At 48.3% G+C, this 18,069-nt stretch carries 18 protein-coding genes and 1 riboswitch; of the genes, 2 read left to right on the top strand and 16 right to left on the bottom strand.

Features of this window, described 5'->3' with window-relative positions:
- Positions 1–136: 136 nt before the first annotated feature.
- The 3 genes from CLOSYM_RS18110 to CLOSYM_RS18100 form a co-directional block, all read right to left on the bottom strand.
- The gene (locus CLOSYM_RS18110; protein WP_021643241.1) at positions 137–1,162 is read right to left on the bottom strand and encodes an acyl-CoA--6-aminopenicillanic acid acyl-transferase; all 1,026 of its coding nucleotides are present in this window, start codon (positions 1,160–1,162) and stop codon (positions 137–139) included.
- Between the two features lie 156 nt (positions 1,163–1,318).
- Positions 1,319–2,707, bottom strand: coding sequence for an FtsW/RodA/SpoVE family cell cycle protein (locus CLOSYM_RS18105; RefSeq protein ID WP_021643240.1), 1,389 nt, complete (start codon positions 2,705–2,707; stop codon positions 1,319–1,321).
- The gene (locus CLOSYM_RS18100) at positions 2,694–3,035 is read right to left on the bottom strand and encodes a PadR family transcriptional regulator (protein WP_021643239.1); all 342 of its coding nucleotides are present in this window, start codon (positions 3,033–3,035) and stop codon (positions 2,694–2,696) included. Before CLOSYM_RS18100 ends, CLOSYM_RS18105 begins: the two co-directional genes overlap by 14 nt.
- Before the next feature lie 901 nt (positions 3,036–3,936).
- Positions 3,937–4,016: riboswitch (Fluoride riboswitch) on the top strand.
- A 79-nt stretch (positions 4,017–4,095) separates the two neighbouring features.
- On the opposite strand from CLOSYM_RS18100, the gene CLOSYM_RS18095 reads away from it, so the two are divergent.
- Positions 4,096–5,268: a cation:proton antiporter gene (locus CLOSYM_RS18095; protein WP_021643236.1), complete on the top strand. Its 1,173-nt coding sequence runs from the start codon at positions 4,096–4,098 to the stop codon at positions 5,266–5,268.
- Positions 5,269–5,355: 87 nt separating this feature from the next.
- Here the strand turns inward: CLOSYM_RS18095 and CLOSYM_RS18090 are convergent, their stop codons facing one another.
- The 9 genes from CLOSYM_RS18090 to CLOSYM_RS18050 all read right to left on the bottom strand — a co-directional run bounded on the left by CLOSYM_RS18090 (position 5,356) and on the right by CLOSYM_RS18050 (position 14,588).
- Positions 5,356–5,604 (bottom strand): Fur family transcriptional regulator, encoded by a 249-nt coding sequence (locus CLOSYM_RS18090; protein WP_009298903.1) that lies wholly within the window; start codon positions 5,602–5,604, stop codon positions 5,356–5,358.
- Between the two features lie 277 nt (positions 5,605–5,881).
- Positions 5,882–6,163: a DUF2325 domain-containing protein gene (locus CLOSYM_RS18085; protein ID WP_003500320.1), complete on the bottom strand. Its 282-nt coding sequence runs from the start codon at positions 6,161–6,163 to the stop codon at positions 5,882–5,884.
- A 193-nt stretch (positions 6,164–6,356) separates the two neighbouring features.
- Complete coding sequence (locus tag CLOSYM_RS18080) at positions 6,357–8,051, bottom strand: FAD-dependent oxidoreductase (RefSeq protein WP_021643235.1); 1,695 nt, start codon at positions 8,049–8,051, stop codon at positions 6,357–6,359.
- Between the two features lie 38 nt (positions 8,052–8,089).
- Positions 8,090–8,653 (bottom strand): alkyl hydroperoxide reductase subunit C, encoded by a 564-nt coding sequence (gene ahpC, locus CLOSYM_RS18075; protein ID WP_021643234.1) that lies wholly within the window; start codon positions 8,651–8,653, stop codon positions 8,090–8,092.
- Between the two features lie 203 nt (positions 8,654–8,856).
- Entirely contained in the window at positions 8,857–10,599 is a 1,743-nt protein-coding gene (locus CLOSYM_RS18070; protein WP_021643233.1) for an ABC transporter ATP-binding protein, read from the bottom strand.
- Positions 10,596–12,428 carry an ABC transporter ATP-binding protein gene (locus CLOSYM_RS18065; RefSeq protein ID WP_021643232.1) on the bottom strand — a complete coding sequence of 611 codons (1,833 nt, stop codon included), beginning with the start codon at positions 12,426–12,428 and terminating at the stop codon, positions 10,596–10,598. The genes CLOSYM_RS18070 and CLOSYM_RS18065 overlap by 4 nt, the downstream gene beginning before the upstream one ends.
- Positions 12,429–12,593: 165 nt before the next feature.
- Positions 12,594–12,881, bottom strand: a complete 288-nt coding sequence (locus CLOSYM_RS18060; RefSeq protein WP_044902807.1) for a GNAT family N-acetyltransferase — start codon at positions 12,879–12,881, stop codon at positions 12,594–12,596.
- A gap of 54 nt (positions 12,882–12,935) precedes the next feature.
- The gene (locus tag CLOSYM_RS18055; protein ID WP_021643230.1) at positions 12,936–13,556 is read right to left on the bottom strand and encodes a TetR/AcrR family transcriptional regulator; all 621 of its coding nucleotides are present in this window, start codon (positions 13,554–13,556) and stop codon (positions 12,936–12,938) included.
- Between the two features lie 99 nt (positions 13,557–13,655).
- Positions 13,656–14,588 carry a LysR family transcriptional regulator gene (locus tag CLOSYM_RS18050; RefSeq protein ID WP_003500307.1) on the bottom strand — a complete coding sequence of 311 codons (933 nt, stop codon included), beginning with the start codon at positions 14,586–14,588 and terminating at the stop codon, positions 13,656–13,658.
- Positions 14,589–14,862: 274 nt separating this feature from the next.
- Between CLOSYM_RS18050 and CLOSYM_RS23085 the strand changes: the two genes are divergently transcribed.
- Complete coding sequence (locus CLOSYM_RS23085; RefSeq protein ID WP_169728246.1) at positions 14,863–15,039, top strand: hypothetical protein; 177 nt, start codon at positions 14,863–14,865, stop codon at positions 15,037–15,039.
- Positions 15,040–15,177: 138 nt separating this feature from the next.
- Here CLOSYM_RS23085 and CLOSYM_RS18045 read toward each other — a convergent pair whose 3' ends face one another.
- The 4 genes from CLOSYM_RS18045 to CLOSYM_RS18030 all read right to left on the bottom strand — a co-directional run.
- On the bottom strand, positions 15,178–15,387 hold the full coding sequence (locus tag CLOSYM_RS18045) for a hypothetical protein (RefSeq protein ID WP_021643226.1): 210 nt from the start codon (positions 15,385–15,387) through the stop codon (positions 15,178–15,180).
- 47 nt (positions 15,388–15,434) lie between these two features.
- Positions 15,435–16,427: an SPL family radical SAM protein gene (locus CLOSYM_RS18040; protein WP_044902802.1), complete on the bottom strand. Its 993-nt coding sequence runs from the start codon at positions 16,425–16,427 to the stop codon at positions 15,435–15,437.
- A 132-nt stretch (positions 16,428–16,559) separates the two neighbouring features.
- Entirely contained in the window at positions 16,560–17,075 is a 516-nt protein-coding gene (locus tag CLOSYM_RS18035; RefSeq protein WP_021643224.1) for a DedA family protein, read from the bottom strand.
- Positions 17,076–17,371: 296 nt separating this feature from the next.
- Positions 17,372–18,069, bottom strand: a 698-nt coding sequence (locus CLOSYM_RS18030) for a BclA C-terminal domain-containing protein (protein ID WP_044902800.1), incomplete at its 5' end; no start/stop codon positions are given.

Below are 18,069 nucleotides of genomic sequence, written 5' to 3'. Positions count from 1 at the left end.
AACACCTCGCGGAATACATCATGGCTGAACTGTTGCGATTATACGCTGACCGGACGGCCCAGAATGCCGCGGCCCGCAAATTATTCTGCGGGCCGCTTTCCACATTTTAAATTTGTTTTTAAATTTCTGCCGTTTCTTATGGAAGCAATGCAAACCGTTTATCCCGGATGAATTTCCTCCTGGAAGGATTCCCCTCACAGCGGTATATCTCCAATTCTTTCAGGTCGTAAATAACCGACCACACCGTATCCTTGCCTGTGGCCCGCTCATACTGGCACATGAAACCAAACCGGCCCGACAGTATCTTTTTTGCAAACTCCGGATCCCGCTTGTCTTCTGCCTCAAATGCCCTCTGTATTGTCTGATACCGCTCCTCTGCGTTCCAGTTGTCTATTTGCGTGTTATTGAAGTGTTTCATGGAATCCAGATGAAATGAATTGACAGCAGATACAAAAGGGTGTTCTTCATCCTGGTATCTGATTTCTGTTTGCTCCGCATTACATTCGATGACGGCAGCATTGCCCTGCCTGTCTGCTGCGGTGAAGGTCTGGCTCGAGGCAATCGGAAGCGCCTTTAAAGCTTCTGTAAATTCCGGCACAGTGGCGCACCGTTCCAGGCCATATCTTAAAATCATCCCGGCATTCAGGCCGGCGCCGAGAACGGAAGGCCAGACGGCCGTTAATCCGATTGCCAGCCCGCGTTCATTCACTCCGTCCTCCATCTCTACAAAAGCAGTGGTATTTCCCTGGAAGGAATAAGGGGGGCCAAACGCTGCGGGTTTCTTGATTTTATAAATGCAATTCATATAAAGCTTTTCTATTTCCGTCAGAAAATCACTGTTCCTGGCAAGAATGATGTGATTTTCATTTTTAAATGCCACACAGGAGCATTTCTGCTCCGGCATGATGCAGTACATGCTTAAAAGCACGGCCATAAGTTTTTCCGATGCGATTTTCTGTCCTGCGGCTATCCCCTCAATTTCCTCCAGCACCTCAGGAAAATATTGTTCGTATGAGGGAATGCAGCGGCGGCTGAATTTAATCCGCTCCTCAGTGATGGGAAAGGGAACCCCGTCAAGCAGTTTTTTCCCGTTTTTGAGCAAAAGCCCGCCCCATTTTAAGCCAATCTCATAATGTGTTCCGTTAAATCTTCCGTGATACATATTTTGCTCTCCTTCTTATATCCCGCGGGAAAAAGTCAGCGAAACGCATTTTCCCCGCCGGTATTGAGAGCTACCGGTAACTCTGAGAAAAGCATAATTGAATAAAAATTTAATGTCAATACCCTATATTATCAAAATATTAATACTCGGCGCCCCTTATCTGCACCGCTCAATCCGTATCCGGTATTTCCCCAGGTGTGCCAGGACACCTTTTTCCTGCTTATTTTTCCCGTCTTCTCTCTCCCAGGCCAGATTCTGATAACGGTGGATACTGAATATCACTCCGAGAAGAACATAAATAGTCACAGTATGGTACCCGCCATATGAAAAGAACGGCAGTCCGCCTGTGGAAATTGTATAAAAGCCAAAGTTGATCATTAGATTTCCGGCAATCTCGGCTGCTATCACCATGAGACAGCCATAACCCACTATCTTGCCCAGCCTGTTTTTCTGTTTATATATCATCCGGAACAGGCAGAACAAGAATACTGCCAATAAGCCAACCAAAAGACAAGCCGCTATAATTCCATATACCGAGGCCACCTGAAGCAGGATATAATCGTCTTGAACACCCGGCAGCATATGGATGGGCAGCTGTTCCGGTTTCACGCCACCGGTTCCGAACATGGTGAGTCCCTCTATCACTTCTCTTGTCCTGGCTGCCTGATAACCGGCTCCCTGGGCATACCGTTCCGGGTGGAATAAAACTTCAATCCGTTTTATCTGGTACGGCTGCAGTTGTGCAAGAACCGCTATGACTGCGGAAACCGGTATGATACCGGCTGTCAGAACAATGCCTGCCTTCCGGTTCTCGTTAAACCATCCTTTTATCACGGCGGCCGTCATCATGATATAACAGACGCAGGCCATAACAATTGTAATCCCTAATCCGCCGCCAATCCGGGCCGCTGCAATCCAGAAAGCCGCTGCCAGCCAAAAAAGACTGGATGCTATTCCGTAATACCCGCGGTTCCTGTTCTGATACAAGATTCCTCCATACACCGGGATAAACAGATAGATAAGACTTTTCAGGTAGGAATGACTGCCAAGATAGCCAGGCGCTGACAGGCAGATAATAAACAGTCCCGCCAGCAGCAAGGCTCCCATTTTTTTCCCATGTCTGCCCACCAGGCTGTAGTCCACGCAGAGGATGACAAGCATAACTGCGGTCCCCATGAGCACATAAACGCATTGGCGTGCAAAGGCATTATCAATTACCCTCTGGTAAACTACCAGCTCCTCACCAAACCGGTAGAAGCTGAAATACTGGGTCAATAGTCCGGCCACACTCATCATAAACGCCAGGAGAAACAGAGGAGCGCCCGGCTTTGGCCTGTGGATACGATCCATCTCGATTCCCACCTCCACCGGATCTCCCATCTGCCGAACCGCCTGCTCTATGGCTTCTTCGGCGGACATTCCCTCCTTTTCATAAAACTCGGCCTGGTCTTCTATATGGTTCCTGATTTCTTCGATGACCTCGGCCTTCGCCTTTCGATTCCGAATCTGTTCCTCCAGTTGTTCCAGATAACTATTCAGCTCCACACAGCTCACCTCCTATGATTCGGGAAACAGCCCTGTTATAGAACTGCCATTCCTTTTTCTTTTCCTCCAGCGCTATTCTGCCCTCTTTCGTAATTCCGTAATATTTACGTACCTTCCCCATCACCTCCGCCTCATAAGAAAACAGAAACTTCTGTGATTCCATGGTGTGAAGCAAAGGATACAGCGTGCCCGCCTTAAGTTCAAACAGATTCTCAGAACGTTTTCCAAGAGTCTCAATCATCTCATATCCGTACATATCACGTTCTGATAAGAGTTGTAAAAGCAGCATAGACGTATTGCCGGCTGCCGTTTTTTTATCTGACGCCATAAATTACCTCCATATATAGATTATCTATATATAATATATATCGATTATCTATATATGTCAATATTGTCCTGGAATCTTTCGGAGGCCTGCTGTCCCTGATTTTCATTCTATGCCTTTCACAACTTATATCTCAGAGAGTTATTCCATCCAAAGGTGTGTCAAGTTAATGATATTTTTTTTCAAAAAGTATAGGAACAAAGAAAAATTCCCTTTAGTCCACAATAAATGACTAAAGGGAATTTTCATCAGTTCGATTCTTACAAATAAATATCATTATTTCAATCCACAGAATACTTTCTGACTCATATATTTTATCATAAACATTATAAAATCTCAATGATATTTATTTGTAACGTTTATCTTGTAATTTTATTCTCTACCAAGTATAATATAATTGCTGTTGACTCTTTCCAGCCGGAAGGAGGTGATACCTTGCAATACATAATATCTTTTCTCATTTCTGTTATGGCTGGTGTGATTTGTTATTACATCAGCAAATGGCTAGACAGAAAATAAATACCAACAGTTAGCCTGGGTTAATCCTCCCAAAAAGGAAAAAGAATCCCCTGAGAGTAGCAGCTCTCAGGGGATTTGTCTTGTGACACAATGCACATAACATCTTTTCTCTGTTTATTATAATACACCATCTCCTAGCTTATGTCAAGTTCAGCGGTTGCTATAGTTACTATTCACGGTCCCGCTGAAAAACGCAGTTCCGCGAACAGCAACACGCTCCGCGATGCACAAAAACTGCAAAAATGCAGTTTCGCGCGATGCAACTCGGGATTTTCATGCAAAATGCGCACGAAAACACCTCGCGGAATACAGGCCGTGAATAGTAACATGCTATATCATCAGGCAGCTAATATCACTTGACTTTTTTGTTCCGGAAAGATATTATAATACAGTCGGGAATGAAGTTCTCCCCCAGTATTGTTTATACTGAAACCGCTTATTTGAGCTGATGACTTCTGCGGATACACGCAGGAGCTGTCAGCTTTTTTGCGCTTATGGCAGAAAATAACCTGCGGCACACTTTATATGTTATAAGGAGGAATTTATGTTATTAAGTATTGCAGTCATGTTAATTTCAGGGATGTTTTTAGGGTGGATCTGTAAAAAAATGCATCTGCCCGCACTGTTGGGAATGATATTTACCGGGATGCTCCTTGGGCCATATGCACTTGATTATATAGACGGCTCCATTCTGTCGATTTCTGCTGAGCTTCGCAAAATTGCATTGATTATTATCCTGGCCAGAGCAGGTTTATCCCTGGATGTGGCTGATTTGAAAAAAGTGGGCCGCCCCGCTGTCCTGATGTGCTTTCTGCCTGCCTGTTTTGAAATATTCGGTATGATCCTGCTGGCTCCGGGAATTCTTGGCATAACCGTGCTGGATGCCGCCATTTTAGGGGCGGTGGTGGGAGCTGTCTCTCCTGCCGTCATTGTTCCCAAAATGCTGACTCTGCTGGAGGAGGGGTACGGAGCCGGAAAAAGTATTCCTCAGCTGATTCTGGCCGGGGCCTCTGTAGACGATATTTTTGTCATCGTAATGTTTTCCGCGTTTACCGGCCTGGCTCAGGGAGGCACTATTTCACCTGTAAGTTTTCTTCGGATACCACTGTCTATATTATCCGGTATTCTTATGGGAATCGTGATTGGATATGGACTTGCCCGGTATTTTGGAAAAATACATATGAGGGACACCGCCAAGGTGCTTCTCCTTCTGAGCATTGCTTTCCTGCTCGTCTCGGCGGAAGACCGTTTTACTGATATCATCCCATTTTCCGCTTTAATAGCAGTCATGTGCATTGGAATCTCCCTCAAAAGAGAAAGGACGGCCGTAGCCTGCCGACTGGCGGCAAAATTCAACAAGCTGTGGGTAGCCGCCGAAATTATTCTCTTTGTACTTGTGGGAGCTACCGTAGATTTAAAATATGCCACTGCCGCGGGGCCTGCAGCAATAATCCTGATCGTCTGCGTTCTTATATTCCGGATGGCCGGGGTGCTGTGCTGTCTGCTAAAAACCAGGCTTAATATGAAGGAGAGGCTGTTCTGTATGATCGCCTATATGCCGAAGGCAACCGTGCAGGCTGCAATCGGAGGAATCCCCCTGGCAATGGGCCTTCCGTGCGGAAACATCGTTCTGACTGTCGCCGTGCTGGCCATCCTCATAACCGCTCCGCTGGGAGCTTTCCTGATCGATTTCACCTATAAAAAGCTCCTGGCATAACAGCACTACCTTAGACCGGCCGGTTTGTCATGCTCTTAGGGCCGACCGCCGGTGCCGATGTATTATGAAGCAGCGCCGAAGCGGAGTTTATTCTTCCTTCGGCGGCAGGGAATAGCGGTAGGTCCGGGTCAGAATCCCTATCTCCTCCAGGGTATTTACCGTCCGGTAAACGGTAGCCATGCCAAGCTTCGGATCCCTTTTTCTGGCTTCATAGTAAACATCCTTGCAGCTGCTCCAATTGCCTTCCAGAATCACGTCCAGAAGCATCTCACGCTGCCCCGTTATTCTCTTTCCTCTCTTCTGAAATTCATGAATTACCTGCTCTTTCTGCCACATATCAGTTCTCCTCACTTCCATACCGGAAAATCACGCCAGAATTAGTCATTACAAACTTTCAGTTTTACAACCATATTGCCGTTATGTACGGAAACCACTCTGAGCCACCTGCCAGTTATATACAGCTAACTTTCCTCTAGGTTAGCATCATCTAACTTAAATGTCAATATTTTTTCAATACTACCCGTTATGTAACAGCACATACCCTGTTAAAGAAAAAAGCGGCACAACAAATATGCCATGCAGCCTTTTCTATCTCTGTTATAGTTATACCAAATCAGGAACAGCGCTTTTCAAGAATTTCCGTAAGGGCCGTGCCGCTGCTGGTGTGACAGCGGACAATGTCCGTTCTTTCACTGTCCACCTCTCCCAACGCACATTTGATCATCTTATGGGACACGGTATTTGTGAAAAGTACCAGGATGTCCGGACATCCTATCTGTTTGTTTAAATCTGCCGACATCTGCGTAAAAACCTTTGCCTTGCATTTATAATTTTTACAAATCTTCTTGTACTGTCCTACCATGCGGTCATGTCCGCCTACGATTACTACGCTCATAACTCACTCTCCTGTCTTTCTGAATAAAAATCTTTTATTTGTTAGTTAGTTTAAACTAACCATATTATACACGGCCATTCTATGACTTGTCTATAGTTTTAGCAGAGAATTATTATCAATAACCGCCGCCATCAATGGAGAGGTGAGACGGAACAGGTACGGATGCGCCATTCTCACCTCTCCGGGTTAACGTTTAAACATTCTCCAGTATCGCGGCTATCTCCGCCAGGCTCTTTTTTCCGAAATACACCTGGCTGTCGTTGAGAACCATGCAGGGAACACTCATAATCTTATATTTTTTCTTAATCTCAGGATAATGTCTCAGATCAATCATCTCTCCTGTCACGTATTCCGAAAAAGAGGCGGCTCTCTGGGCTGCCATCACCACTTCAGGGCACATGGTACAGGATAACGATACCATTACCTTGATATTCGTCTTCTTTTTGATAGACCGGAGACGGTTCTTAAGTTCTTCGTCAACAGGCTGACCCGGACCTGCCATATTGTAGAGGGCAATGATAAAGGAGTTAAACTCATGGCCTCCCGGGACTCCGTGGAACAGGATATTGCCGCCGCTGCCGTCACCGCGCATCAGCCTGAATGCCGGGAAAATTTCACCCTCTGCCTCTCTTTTGGCTTTTACCGCCGGGTCAAGCCGATCTCTGATACAGGTTATTTTATCGGTAAGTCCCTCGAATTCTCCCAGGAAAGCGCTCATTTCTCCCGACAGAGGACTATCATCAAGCTCCGCCTTTATCACAGCCTGTCCGGCAAATTTGAGAAACAGTCCCGCAAGCTGCCGCTTTATCTCCTCCGACAGAAAACCGTTATTTTCCCCATGGCCCAACGTTTCACGCTTCTCTGTGCCTTCTATTTTGCCGTCTGCCGCGGCGCGGGATGCCGGGCGATCCGTTTGAGCCTCATTTCCGGGCAGTTCAGGGATATTTAGTTTATCATGTATGGCCGATACGTGTTTTTCCAATGACGTGGCTGCCACCGCGCCGTCGGACACCGCCGTTACGACCTGTCTCAAATTCTTGATGCACACATCACCGGCGCCGTAAACGCCGTCCACATTCGTCTTCCGGTTCATGTCGGTAATCAGGTAACCCTGCTTATCACAGTCCACCTTACCATCCATCCAGGCGGTATTCGGTACATAACCGGCGAAAATGAAGATTCCGAACGCTCCGTCTTCCCCTGCTTCGCGGGTCCATTCTTCCCCCGTCCTGTTATCTCTGAAACGGGCGAAGGAAACCATGGACTCTCCGCCTGCCTCCACAATCTCCGTATTGAACCTGACCGTTATCTTCTCTTCTTTTTTTACCTGATCCGCTATGGTCGCGGCACAGGTAAAGTCATCCTCCCGGACAATCATCGTTACCTTTTTTGCATACTTGGTCAGGAAAATTCCTTCCTCCGCCGCCGCAAAGCCGCCGCCAATGACGAACACTTCCATATCTGTAAAAAATCCCCCGTCACAGGTCGCACAGTATGCCACGCCTCTGCCCTGAAATTCTTTCTCGCCTTTGAAACCCAGCTTTCTCGGATTGGCACCGGTAGCAAGCACTACGCCAAGGGCCTGGTACTCTCCCGCCGTCGTGTGAAGCACCTTGATATCCTCCTGAAGCTCCATGTCAAGAACTTCAGCCATAACAAACTCCGCTCCGAATGCCTCGGCCTGCTCTTTCATCGATTGAGTCAGTTCCTTTCCGCTGGTTCTCTCCACGCCCGGATAATTGACGATTTCAGCGGTGATAGTAATCTGTCCGCCGATTTTTTCTTTTTCCATCACCAGAACCTTGTACCTGGCCCTGGCCATATAGATGGCGGCGGACAGACCCGCAGGTCCGCCGCCGACAATTATTACATCATATAATTGTTCCATATACTCTCCTCAGAAAATATCGCTCTGAATCGATTCCGTTAAATCAGGCCGACAAGATCCAGACTCGGTTTCAGTGTCTCCGCTCCGGGCTGCCACTTGGCAGGGCAAACCTGATCGCCGTGTTCGGCAACAAACTGCGATGCCTGAACGCGTCTGTAAAGCTCGTCCGCATTTCTTCCCACATTTCCGGCTATCACCTCGTAGGCGACAATCCTTCCTTCCGGATTTACGATAAAGCTGCCCCGCTCCGCCATTCCGTCAGCCTCAATCATTACCTCAAAGTCTCTGGCAAGACGTCCGGTCGGGTCTGCCAGCATCGGATATTTAATCTTTTTGATTGTGTCAGACGCATCGTGCCATGCCTTGTGTACAAAATGGCTGTCGCAGGATACGCTGTAAATTTCGCAGCCGGCCGCCTTAAACTCCTCATATTTATTTGCCAGGTCTTCCAGCTCCGTCGGGCAAACAAAGGTAAAATCGGCCGGATAAAAGAAAAATACCGCCCATTTTCCCACAACATCCGCCTTGCTCACTTCCCTGAACTTCCCGTCCGCAAAGGCCTGCACAGTAAAATCACTGACCTCTTTTCCTATTAATGACATTGTAATTCCTCCTTGATATTATTTTCTGTCTCTTATTGTGTCCTGATATCATAATTTTTATTTTAGTTTCTTTTTTAGTTAGTTTAATCTAACTCAATATTACTCTAACAAAACCATGATAATTTGTCAATAAACAATATTGATAATTATTATCATTTTAGTTTTCATGACTGCTTCTGCCATCACATTTCCTGGCGGCAGTACTACAGGCTCCACGACAGGCTCCTGCTCTGAAGCTCCGCCATGTGGTGATAAATTCCTCTGCGCTCCATCAAATCCTCCGGCGTGCCCTGCTCTGCCACACAGCCGTCCTTTAGTACGATAATCCGATCGGCGCCTGCCACTGTGCGCATTCTGTGGGCAATGATGAGTACCGTCTTATTCCTGACCATATACGAGACTGCCTCCTGAACCAGTGTCTCATTCTCAACATCCAGCGATGCAGTTGCCTCATCCATCAAAATGACCGGCGCGTCTTTGAGAAGCGCCCTGGCAATGGAAAGACGCTGCCGTTCTCCTCCCGACAAGGCGGAGCCGTTCTCCCCAACCATGGTCCTGTATCCGTCCGGCAGGCGGAGGATGAATTCTTCGCATCTGGCGGCCCTGGCTGCCTCCATCACTTCCCGGTCCGTGGCCTCCTTTCTTCCCAGCCGTATGTTTTCCATAATCGTGTTGTTAAATAAAACCGCATCCTGAAATACGATGGAAAAGCTTTTCAGCAGCGCTTCCGGTTCCACCTCCCTCACGTCGACCCCGCCGACGGTAATTTTTCCCCTGTCAATATCCCAGAACCGGGCGGCCAGTCTGGCGCTGGTGGATTTACCGCCGCCTGACGGGCCTACGAGAGCCGTCACCTCCCCCTGTTTTGCGGTGAACGACACGTCCCTTAAAACCTGCTCCCCGTCTTTATATGAGAATCCTACGTGATCAAATACGATATCATATCCATTATAGACAGCCTCTTTACTGCCGCCCTGGACCGTTTCCTCCTCTATCGCCTTCATCCGTTCTACCACAAGGAGAGTCGAATATACTGCGGACAGATTCTGCAGGCAGACGCTCAGAGGAATGTACAGTCTGGTGGCTGCCAGCATGAACATCAGAAAAACCATAAAACCGATGGAACCGGATGCCAGAAGGGAAGCTCCGGCCAGCACCGTCGTCGCCATGCCGATTTTCAGGAACATCTGCGCCCCCGTCACCAGAATTCCGTTCAGTAACTCAAGACGGATTGTGATATTCTCCACATCCGCCAGTTTTTCATCCAGTCCCTCAAGGTACGCTTCCCTCCGGTTATTGGCCCTGATATCCTGTATATTCTCAATACACTCCTGAATCCCGTCTGAGGCGGCGATTTTTTTCCCTTTTTGTCTTCTCTCAATCCGATCTACCATGGGCCTCGTACCTGCCGCCAGAAAAAACGATACCGGAGCCACCCACAGTACCGAAAGGCCCAGCCGCCAATCGGCCGCCAGCAGTCCTGCGCCTATCAGCGCCGTTGACAGGACGGCTCCAATAAGTTCCGGGATAAAGTGGGAAAACGCAGTTTCCACAAATGTACAGTCTGACATGATCGTTGTCGTCAAATCAGCCAGATCACGCTTTCCAAAAAAGGACAGCGGAAGTTTCCGAAGGCGTTCCGCAATCCGGATTCTCATATCCGCGCTCTCTGCATAGGAGGATATAAACGTTGCGACGTACTGAATATACTCAAGCCCAAAGATGACGGTCAGAATCAGGACACTGGTTCCCACATATCCTCCCAGCCCCATTTGGGGCGTTCCAAGCCCCACAAGGGGGCCAAACAGCCGTTGCGTGAAAAGAAACAGAAGCCCCACGGGTAACATCAGCCCGATATTGGTAAGGGCGCACGCAAATATGGCCCTCGTCAGGTTCTTCCCGCCCTGTCTGCCCAGGGCAAATTTTTTCTGTAAATATCTGCTCATGTTCTCTTACCTACCTTCCATTCTACCGATGACTGATAATTCTTCCACATTCCGGCGTACAGCCCGTCTGCCCTGAGAAGCTCCCCATGTTTTCCCTGCTCCGCGATACGCCCTTCCTCCATAACATAGATGCAGTCAGCGCGGCATACCGTGGAAAGGCGGTGGGCAATCATGATTACGGTTTTGCCTTCCACCAGTTTTTCAAACGCCTGCTGGATGAGATACTCATTGTCCGGATCGGCAAATGCCGTGGCCTCATCCAGAACCACAATCGGGGCATCCTTTAAAATGGCTCTGGCCAGGGCTATCCTCTGCACTTCCCCTCCCGAGAGGTACACGCCCTTCGTTCCAATGACCGTATCAAGCCCCCGGGGCATTTTTTTGATAATATCTCCGCACTGCGCGGCCCGAATGGCACTCATGACCTCCTCCACCGCAGCATCCGGCCTGGCTGCCCGGATGTTGTTCAGCAGGCTGTCCTTGAACAAGCGGCTGTCCTGGAACACAAAACTCACCAGCTTCATCAGCTCCTCCGTTCCGATTTCCCTCACATCAATACCGCCGATGGTGATACTTCCTTCGTCCGCGTCAAAAAACCTGGGAATCAGGCTTGCCAGTGTCGTCTTTCCGCTGCCGGATGCTCCCACCACCGCTGCCGCCGCCCCCTGCGGCACAAACAGTGATACCTGTTTCAAAGCCGGCTCCGGTTTTTCCGCGCCCTCTTTGCCGGCTGCTTCCCGCTCCCCCTGTTCCGGGTAATAGGAAAAGGTTACATTTTTAAATTCAACGCTGTATTCCGACGGTTTCTTCGGCACATCCGGCTCTTTCAGGGGCTTTTCCCCGACAATGTTCATAATCCGGTTCACCGCATCATTCGCCTTCATCGTATTTTCACCGGTCAGCATAATCTTATCCATCATGGACACGCACACAGGCGTGAACAGGATATAAAACATGAGATCCAGAGCAGCCGTCACGTACGATTCTCCCATGGATATGTCTCCCGCTAAAAGAATGCCGGCGGGAATCAGGACGGCAAAAATGCCGTTGATACTGACCGTATAACTGCACATGGGAATCCTCATGGAGCCTGCGTAGCTCATGGCCCAGTCTTTGTAACGCAGGATAGAGCCATGAAAGCTCCTGAAGGAAAATACGCTCTGCTGAAAGGTCTTCACAACCGGTATCCCCCTGACATACTCAACCGCCTCATTATTCATATCCTCAAGCGCATTCTGATACTCCTTCATGGCCACCGCCATATTCGCCCCCATCATCCTGCTCAGAAAAAACAGGCCGGCAGCCATGGGGATCAGACTGATTAAACCGAACCGCCAGTCAAAGACAAGAAGAAGGACGATAACGGCCGCCGGCGTCACGACAGCCCCCACAAGGTCAGGAAGCTGATGGGCCAGATAAGTTTCCGTCTGCCCGGCTCCGTCGTCAATAATCCGGCGTATTTTACCGCTTCCCACCCGTTTAAAATAACCGGCGGGAAGACGTGTCAAATGATGCAGCGCAACCGTTTTCAGATTTCTGGCCGTTCTGAACGCCGATATATGGGTGCACATCAGGGCCGCGAAATAGACCAGCATGCTGAGCAGGGAATACGCCACCGCCAGCCAGCCCAGGCGTACAAGGCGGTCCCCGTTAAAGCCGCCCGGCCAGCCAATAACCGTCTCCCGGATTACATTCCACATGCACAGATAGGGAAAAAGGCCCAGCACAGCGCTTATTCCCGACAATACACAGCCCAGTCCCGTCAGCCAGCGGTAACCGCCGGAAAATGTCATCAGCGTGATTTTACCTGTTCCCGGCAGCTCCGTCATTATTTTCCTGCTGCAATACTTTCCATCCACTTTCTTATCCTCCTATATTTTATTTCATGCGGCCCTCTCACCGCCGTCGAATGGTTAGTTTTAACTAACCAATGTATTTAAAAAAACAGCACTATAGCGAGTAGACAAACCGGCCGTTTTTAACCGCATTGCTTCTCAATACTCCTTCGCAATATAATATCCCATTTCCGCAGTCCGGGCGTGGATGTTATGCTGCCGGTACACTCCAATGCTGCCAATCACTTTATCACCAACCGTGATTGCAAAAGCATAGATCTGATTTTCACCGGCAGCCAGCATCGCACTGATAAATTCTCCGGCGTCTTTTTCCGTATAGGGATATGGCAGTCCGTCTCTCAGATTATCCTGGATATCTTTGTTATTTATCACTGCCGCAAGATCGGCCGCATCTTTCATCCTCCGCTTACGAATCCTGCATTCCATCTGTTTTCCTCCCATCTGCTCTGAAGCGTGTTAACATTTTATTCCGGGAACCACTCAAAGATTCAGTATCCCGGCCCAGCCCGCATGCTGGAACCGCCCTAAAAGAAGCGCGCAGGACAACGCCCTCTCTTTCGGAAGATCATGGGAGATGAACTCCTGAAGCTGCTGAAAAAAGGATCGGCACAGGATGTGAACCAGCGTGTCATCCAGCTCTGGCACCTGATATCCCAAGCTTTTTACAGCCTCCACAAAGTCGAAACAGGACTGTTCCTCCACCCCGGCCAGACGGGCAATAAACGCCTCTGCGCTTCCCGGCGCTCCGCAGCACAGCAGGAGTTTGAATTCGTCAAAATGGTCATAAATATAATTTATCATCGACAGCACATGATGGCTGGTGATTCCGGACAGCTCCTCCACCTGCTTTTCCGGGGACAGAACGGCGAATTCCCGGTGGACATTGGTATACATATCCACCAGCGTCTGCGACACCTCCCCTGTAAGCGCCTCGAATATGGCTTCTTTACCTGAAAAACAACCGTATATGGCTCCTGTGGTGACCGACGCTTCTGCTGCGATTCTCCGCAACGACGCTTTCTCATAGCCAAAGGTCAAAAACTCCTTTTTTCCCGCCTCCAGGATAGCCGAGGCCGTGCTGCTGCTTTGCTGGTTTTCCATTGTATCTTCTTAAACTCCTTAAATGTAACAATGTTATATAACACCGTTATGATACACCGTAAAGAGAAATCAGTCAATATCCTGCGCTGATTCCTTTTCTCAATAGGATGCCTTCTGTTTGAGACGTGCGTAATACTGTTTTGTCATTTCAATAAAATCCTGGGCCTGGGGCGTGATAAATGCATTCTTTTTATAGAGAATCAACAGCGGAACGCAGAACGGCGGATGATCTACCGTAAAAAACGCCAGCCGGTTCAAATGCGGAACCTGGCGGATGCCGCCTTCCGGAATAAACGTCAGGCCGAAGCCCTCGCTGACCAGATTGACGGCCGTCGTACTGCTGGTTGTATAAAGAATATCACAATTTAACATATTCATTCTGGCAAACAGATTCTCGGTCGCCTGCCCCATCACATGCTCATTGGGAAGCAGGATGAAACGCTCTTTCTTCAGCTCCTGAAGGTTTATATAGGCCGGATTTTCATAAGATGTCTCTATCCCCGCTGCCGCCGGATGGATTTTATTGGCAACCAGGAACATTCTCTCATAAAAAACAATCTGATAGACAAATCCGTCAATTTTGTTCGGAATATTCATCAGGGCAAAATCAATCTTATCTTCCCTGACCAGTCCGGCCAGCGTATTGGAATGGTATTCATGCAGAACAATCCTCACGTCAGGGTGGGCCGCGGCATAGGCGGGCAGAATGTCGGGAAGCAGGACGGAGCCCCTCCACGGCGTCATGCCGACATTGAGAATCTGTCTGCTGCCTGTTCTCAGTTCTTCTATCTGCGATTCAAACTTCCCCGTCAGATTTCCCACCCCTTCCAGATAACTCAGATACAGTCTTCCGGCATCCGTCAGGACAAGCGGAGTGTGGCTGCGGTCGAACAGCTTCATCTGAAGCTCCTGCTCCAGCCTGCCGATACACTGGCTGAGATACGGCTGCGACAAATACAGTTTTTCCGCTGCCCGGGAAATACTTCCTTCTCTGGCGACCGTAAGAAAATACTCCGGATTCTTCGTATACATCTTTTCTCCTCCTTATCAGGGTTTCTCAAACATTCCCTTTGCTCATAGCAAATTACTTATATCGTTATGACAGATTCGGTAATAGGCAGGCCAATCCAAACATGATATAGTGTTGTCAACGATGAAAAACAACAAAATTCACCGCATTCAACAAATATAAACCTTTTGATTTCCTTTAAAGCCCATAATAGTATTGCAATACCCTTTTTGTCAAGGAAGGGAATCAAAAGGTTTATCCCTCACAATTTCAATGCCGTAGGAAAGGAGACTTATCATGAAACATAATAAACCTGTATCTGTAACCACTTCCCCCGCTTCCAGCTCCAAGAAAACCGTGTCACATCTGACAGAAGCGGAATCCAATCTCCTTCTTGCCAGAATCGCCGGACAGCTCGGCATAAGCGATGCCCGCAGCCTTCCTTATATGGCGGCATTTAGCGGTAACAAATAACAGATATACAGCTGATTACTGCTCATTATAAGTGCGGAGGCGATGACGCCAAAAAGGAGAGTCTGCCGGGACTCTCCTTTTTCATTCATTGATGGCGGTGACCTGTGCACGGATCGTGCAGGTTATCGTTTATAAATTTTATGACAGGCCGATAATTTCATCCACCGGCAGGGAGAGAATAATTCCTTTGGCCGGTGTCCGGCATCCGCACTTCTCGCTGATTTCCCGCATCACTTTTTTCTTAATCTCCCTGGGTACAATGATGCTCACAACCTCCTGCTCCTCCTGGATGGATACCCCCAGACTAAAAGGGCGGTAAAATACGCAATATGCGCATCTTACCGCCATCCGGCAGATATCCTAAACTCCCGAAAAGAAGCCCCAGGCAGGCTCTTTTAACTGATATAGAGTATATTAACATCTCCCAAAATCCTTTTAACCTCATCCCGCAGAAATGTTTCAGCTTCTGCCCTGGTATCTTCCCGATAACAGTATCTTCCTCTTCCCCGGCCGGTCATAAGCTCCTGATTATACAGATCCGGCGCTGCCGGGAACGCCTCTGCATTAATAGCCCGGTGTATAAAGGAATATGTCATCAGGATAATTTCCAGAAACATCTGCTTCTTCATTTTTTCAGTCAAAGTTTCCTGCAATTCCTCCAGCAGGCCCGTATATAATTCCTTCCATCCCTCCGTCAATATCACGGGCGCTATTAACAGGCCGCAGGGATATCCGGCTTCACACATCTTATTGACCGCCTTGATCCGCTCACTTAGTCCGGAAGTTCCCAGCTCTATCCGCTTTATGATGGATTGCGGATTGACACTCATGCGGAAAATGATCTTTCCTCTGTGTTCCAGCGGAAGGAGGGGATCCACCATATCAAATTTTGTTGGAAATGTAAGTTTACCGGTTCCCTCCTCCGCAAATCTGGGAATTGTATACATCAGATTATCAGTAATTGTATTTTCCAGCACCAGATCGCTGTTACTGCCAATCTCAAATACCAACGGGCTGCTGTCCTTTCCCTTCTTGATAATTCGGTCCAGCATCTGTTCCCTGTTGACAAACAGACGCAGATAGGCGCACTTATTATAATTGCACACAAGATAACAGTACAGGCACATAGCCGTACAGCCGGATGATGTGTAAGGCACAAGATAATCGGACACTTTATGGTTTTCCACATATTTATGGGTTTTTCGAATACCGATGATTAAATTCCGCTTCATTTTTCCAAATTCAGAATTCGGTTTTTCCTGCATTTCCTTTATCGAATTATGGCTGGCAATAGGAAACCATGGCAGACCGGCATATTTTTCTTTCAGCTCTCTGCCAAGCTCATAGTTCAGACTGTCGGGCTCATAATAAACTGCATCGAATTTCATAATTTTCCTTTCTATGCAACGGCTTGTCCTGAATTGCAAACCAGATAATCCGGCCTGCATATAACGATAGTATATGCCCTTTTGTGAAAATCATGAAAAGCACCCGTCTTTAAGCTCAAATCTGTATTAATCTTAATTCAATGCAAACCATTTCAAAGCCGCGTCACCGGCCCAGTAACCGGCTCCCACCAATACGAAATTCCAGATGAGTATTCCTCCTGCCGAGCTGATAGTATACAATAGAAAATCCATTTTCACTGCTCCGGCCGGAATTGAGATGATCGTACGCGCTACCGGAATCAATTTGCTTATAAACACACTCATAGCCCCCTTTTTACGGAGCATTTCAAGGTATTTTTCTATGCGCGGTCTTTGCCCCGGAAAGCGTTTCAAATACCATGGTATAAACAGGCCGCCTCCAAGTCTGCCCAGAAGATATAGGAGCCAGCTTCCCAAAAGACCGGCCAGAACTGTGATTATCATAACAGTCACAAAGCTGATTTTTCCTTTGGAAGCCCAAATGCCTGCAAGAGGCATGATAATTCCTGCCGGAAGTCCCGGAAGATTCATATATTCCAGCAAAACTAACAAAAAAATAAATAATGCGCCGTATTGGAAAAAAATCTGAGTCAGCATTTGTATACTCATAATGAAACCTCCTTAAGCCAAGGCAAGCTTATCAGAAAAAAAGAAAGCGCGTCTCCGGGAAAATGGAAAGAAATAGAAAAGAACACTAAAAAGATTATATGAATTATTAACCTTATATAAAAATTTAAAAGACATGACGGTTTACAGGCATAAGACCATATTCACCGACAACTGCTAAAGCCCGTTTAAACAAAACGCTATGTTTGTTTAAACGGGCTCATTTTATGCATTCACGCTTTGACGCTATCGGGTATCCTTACCGGAATGAACCGGCTTTATCTGACTCATTACGTCGCTTATACAAGCCGTATTACGGTAAGTGTGGCACCGTTGCCTGACTGTAGGACGGCTGCCCCCACCAGACCAAAAAGCTGGAGTGTAAGCGTATCGCCTGCCGTCAAGGCAGCGAAGGTAGTTGCTGCAAAAGAGCTGACCGATAAGGCCGGTGTGAAGGTAGATCCGCCCAGGGGCGTTCCGTTGCGCAGCACCCTCGTTGATAACAGCAGCGCTGCCGTCGTCGATACTCTGTAAGAAACCATATAGGTTCCTGTTGCCGGTACGGTAAATGTTGTATTTTGAGCAGTTGTCGTAAATCCGTCTAATACCTGGAAATCCGGCAGCGGTACGGCTGTTCCGCCCAGAATAACTGTTATTGTGTCTCCCGTCGAGTTGGTCGCGTTCATACTGTTGGCTGTCACGGAAGTTCCGGTCGCTCCGGTTGGGCCTGTTGCTCCTGTTGCTCCGGCTGCTCCCGTTGCTCCTGTTGGGCCTGCCGCTCCTGTCGGGCCGGTTGCTCCTGTTGCTCCTGTTGCTCCGGTTGGGCCTGTTGCTCCCGCTGTTCCGGCTGCTCCCGTCGCTCCTGTCGGACCTGTCGGGCCGGTTGCTCCTGCCGTTCCGGCTGCTCCCGTTGCTCCTGTCGGACCTGTCGGGCCGGCTGCTCCCGCTGCTCCTGTTGCTCCCGTCGGACCTGTCGGGCCGGTTGCTCCTGCCGTTC

This window comes from [Clostridium] symbiosum ATCC 14940, from assembly GCF_000466485.1.
Classification (GTDB): Bacteria; Bacillota; Clostridia; order Lachnospirales; family Lachnospiraceae; genus Otoolea; species Otoolea symbiosa.
Note: the sequence above shows the minus strand (reverse complement) of the source record. Positions and strands in the feature narration are given on the sequence as shown.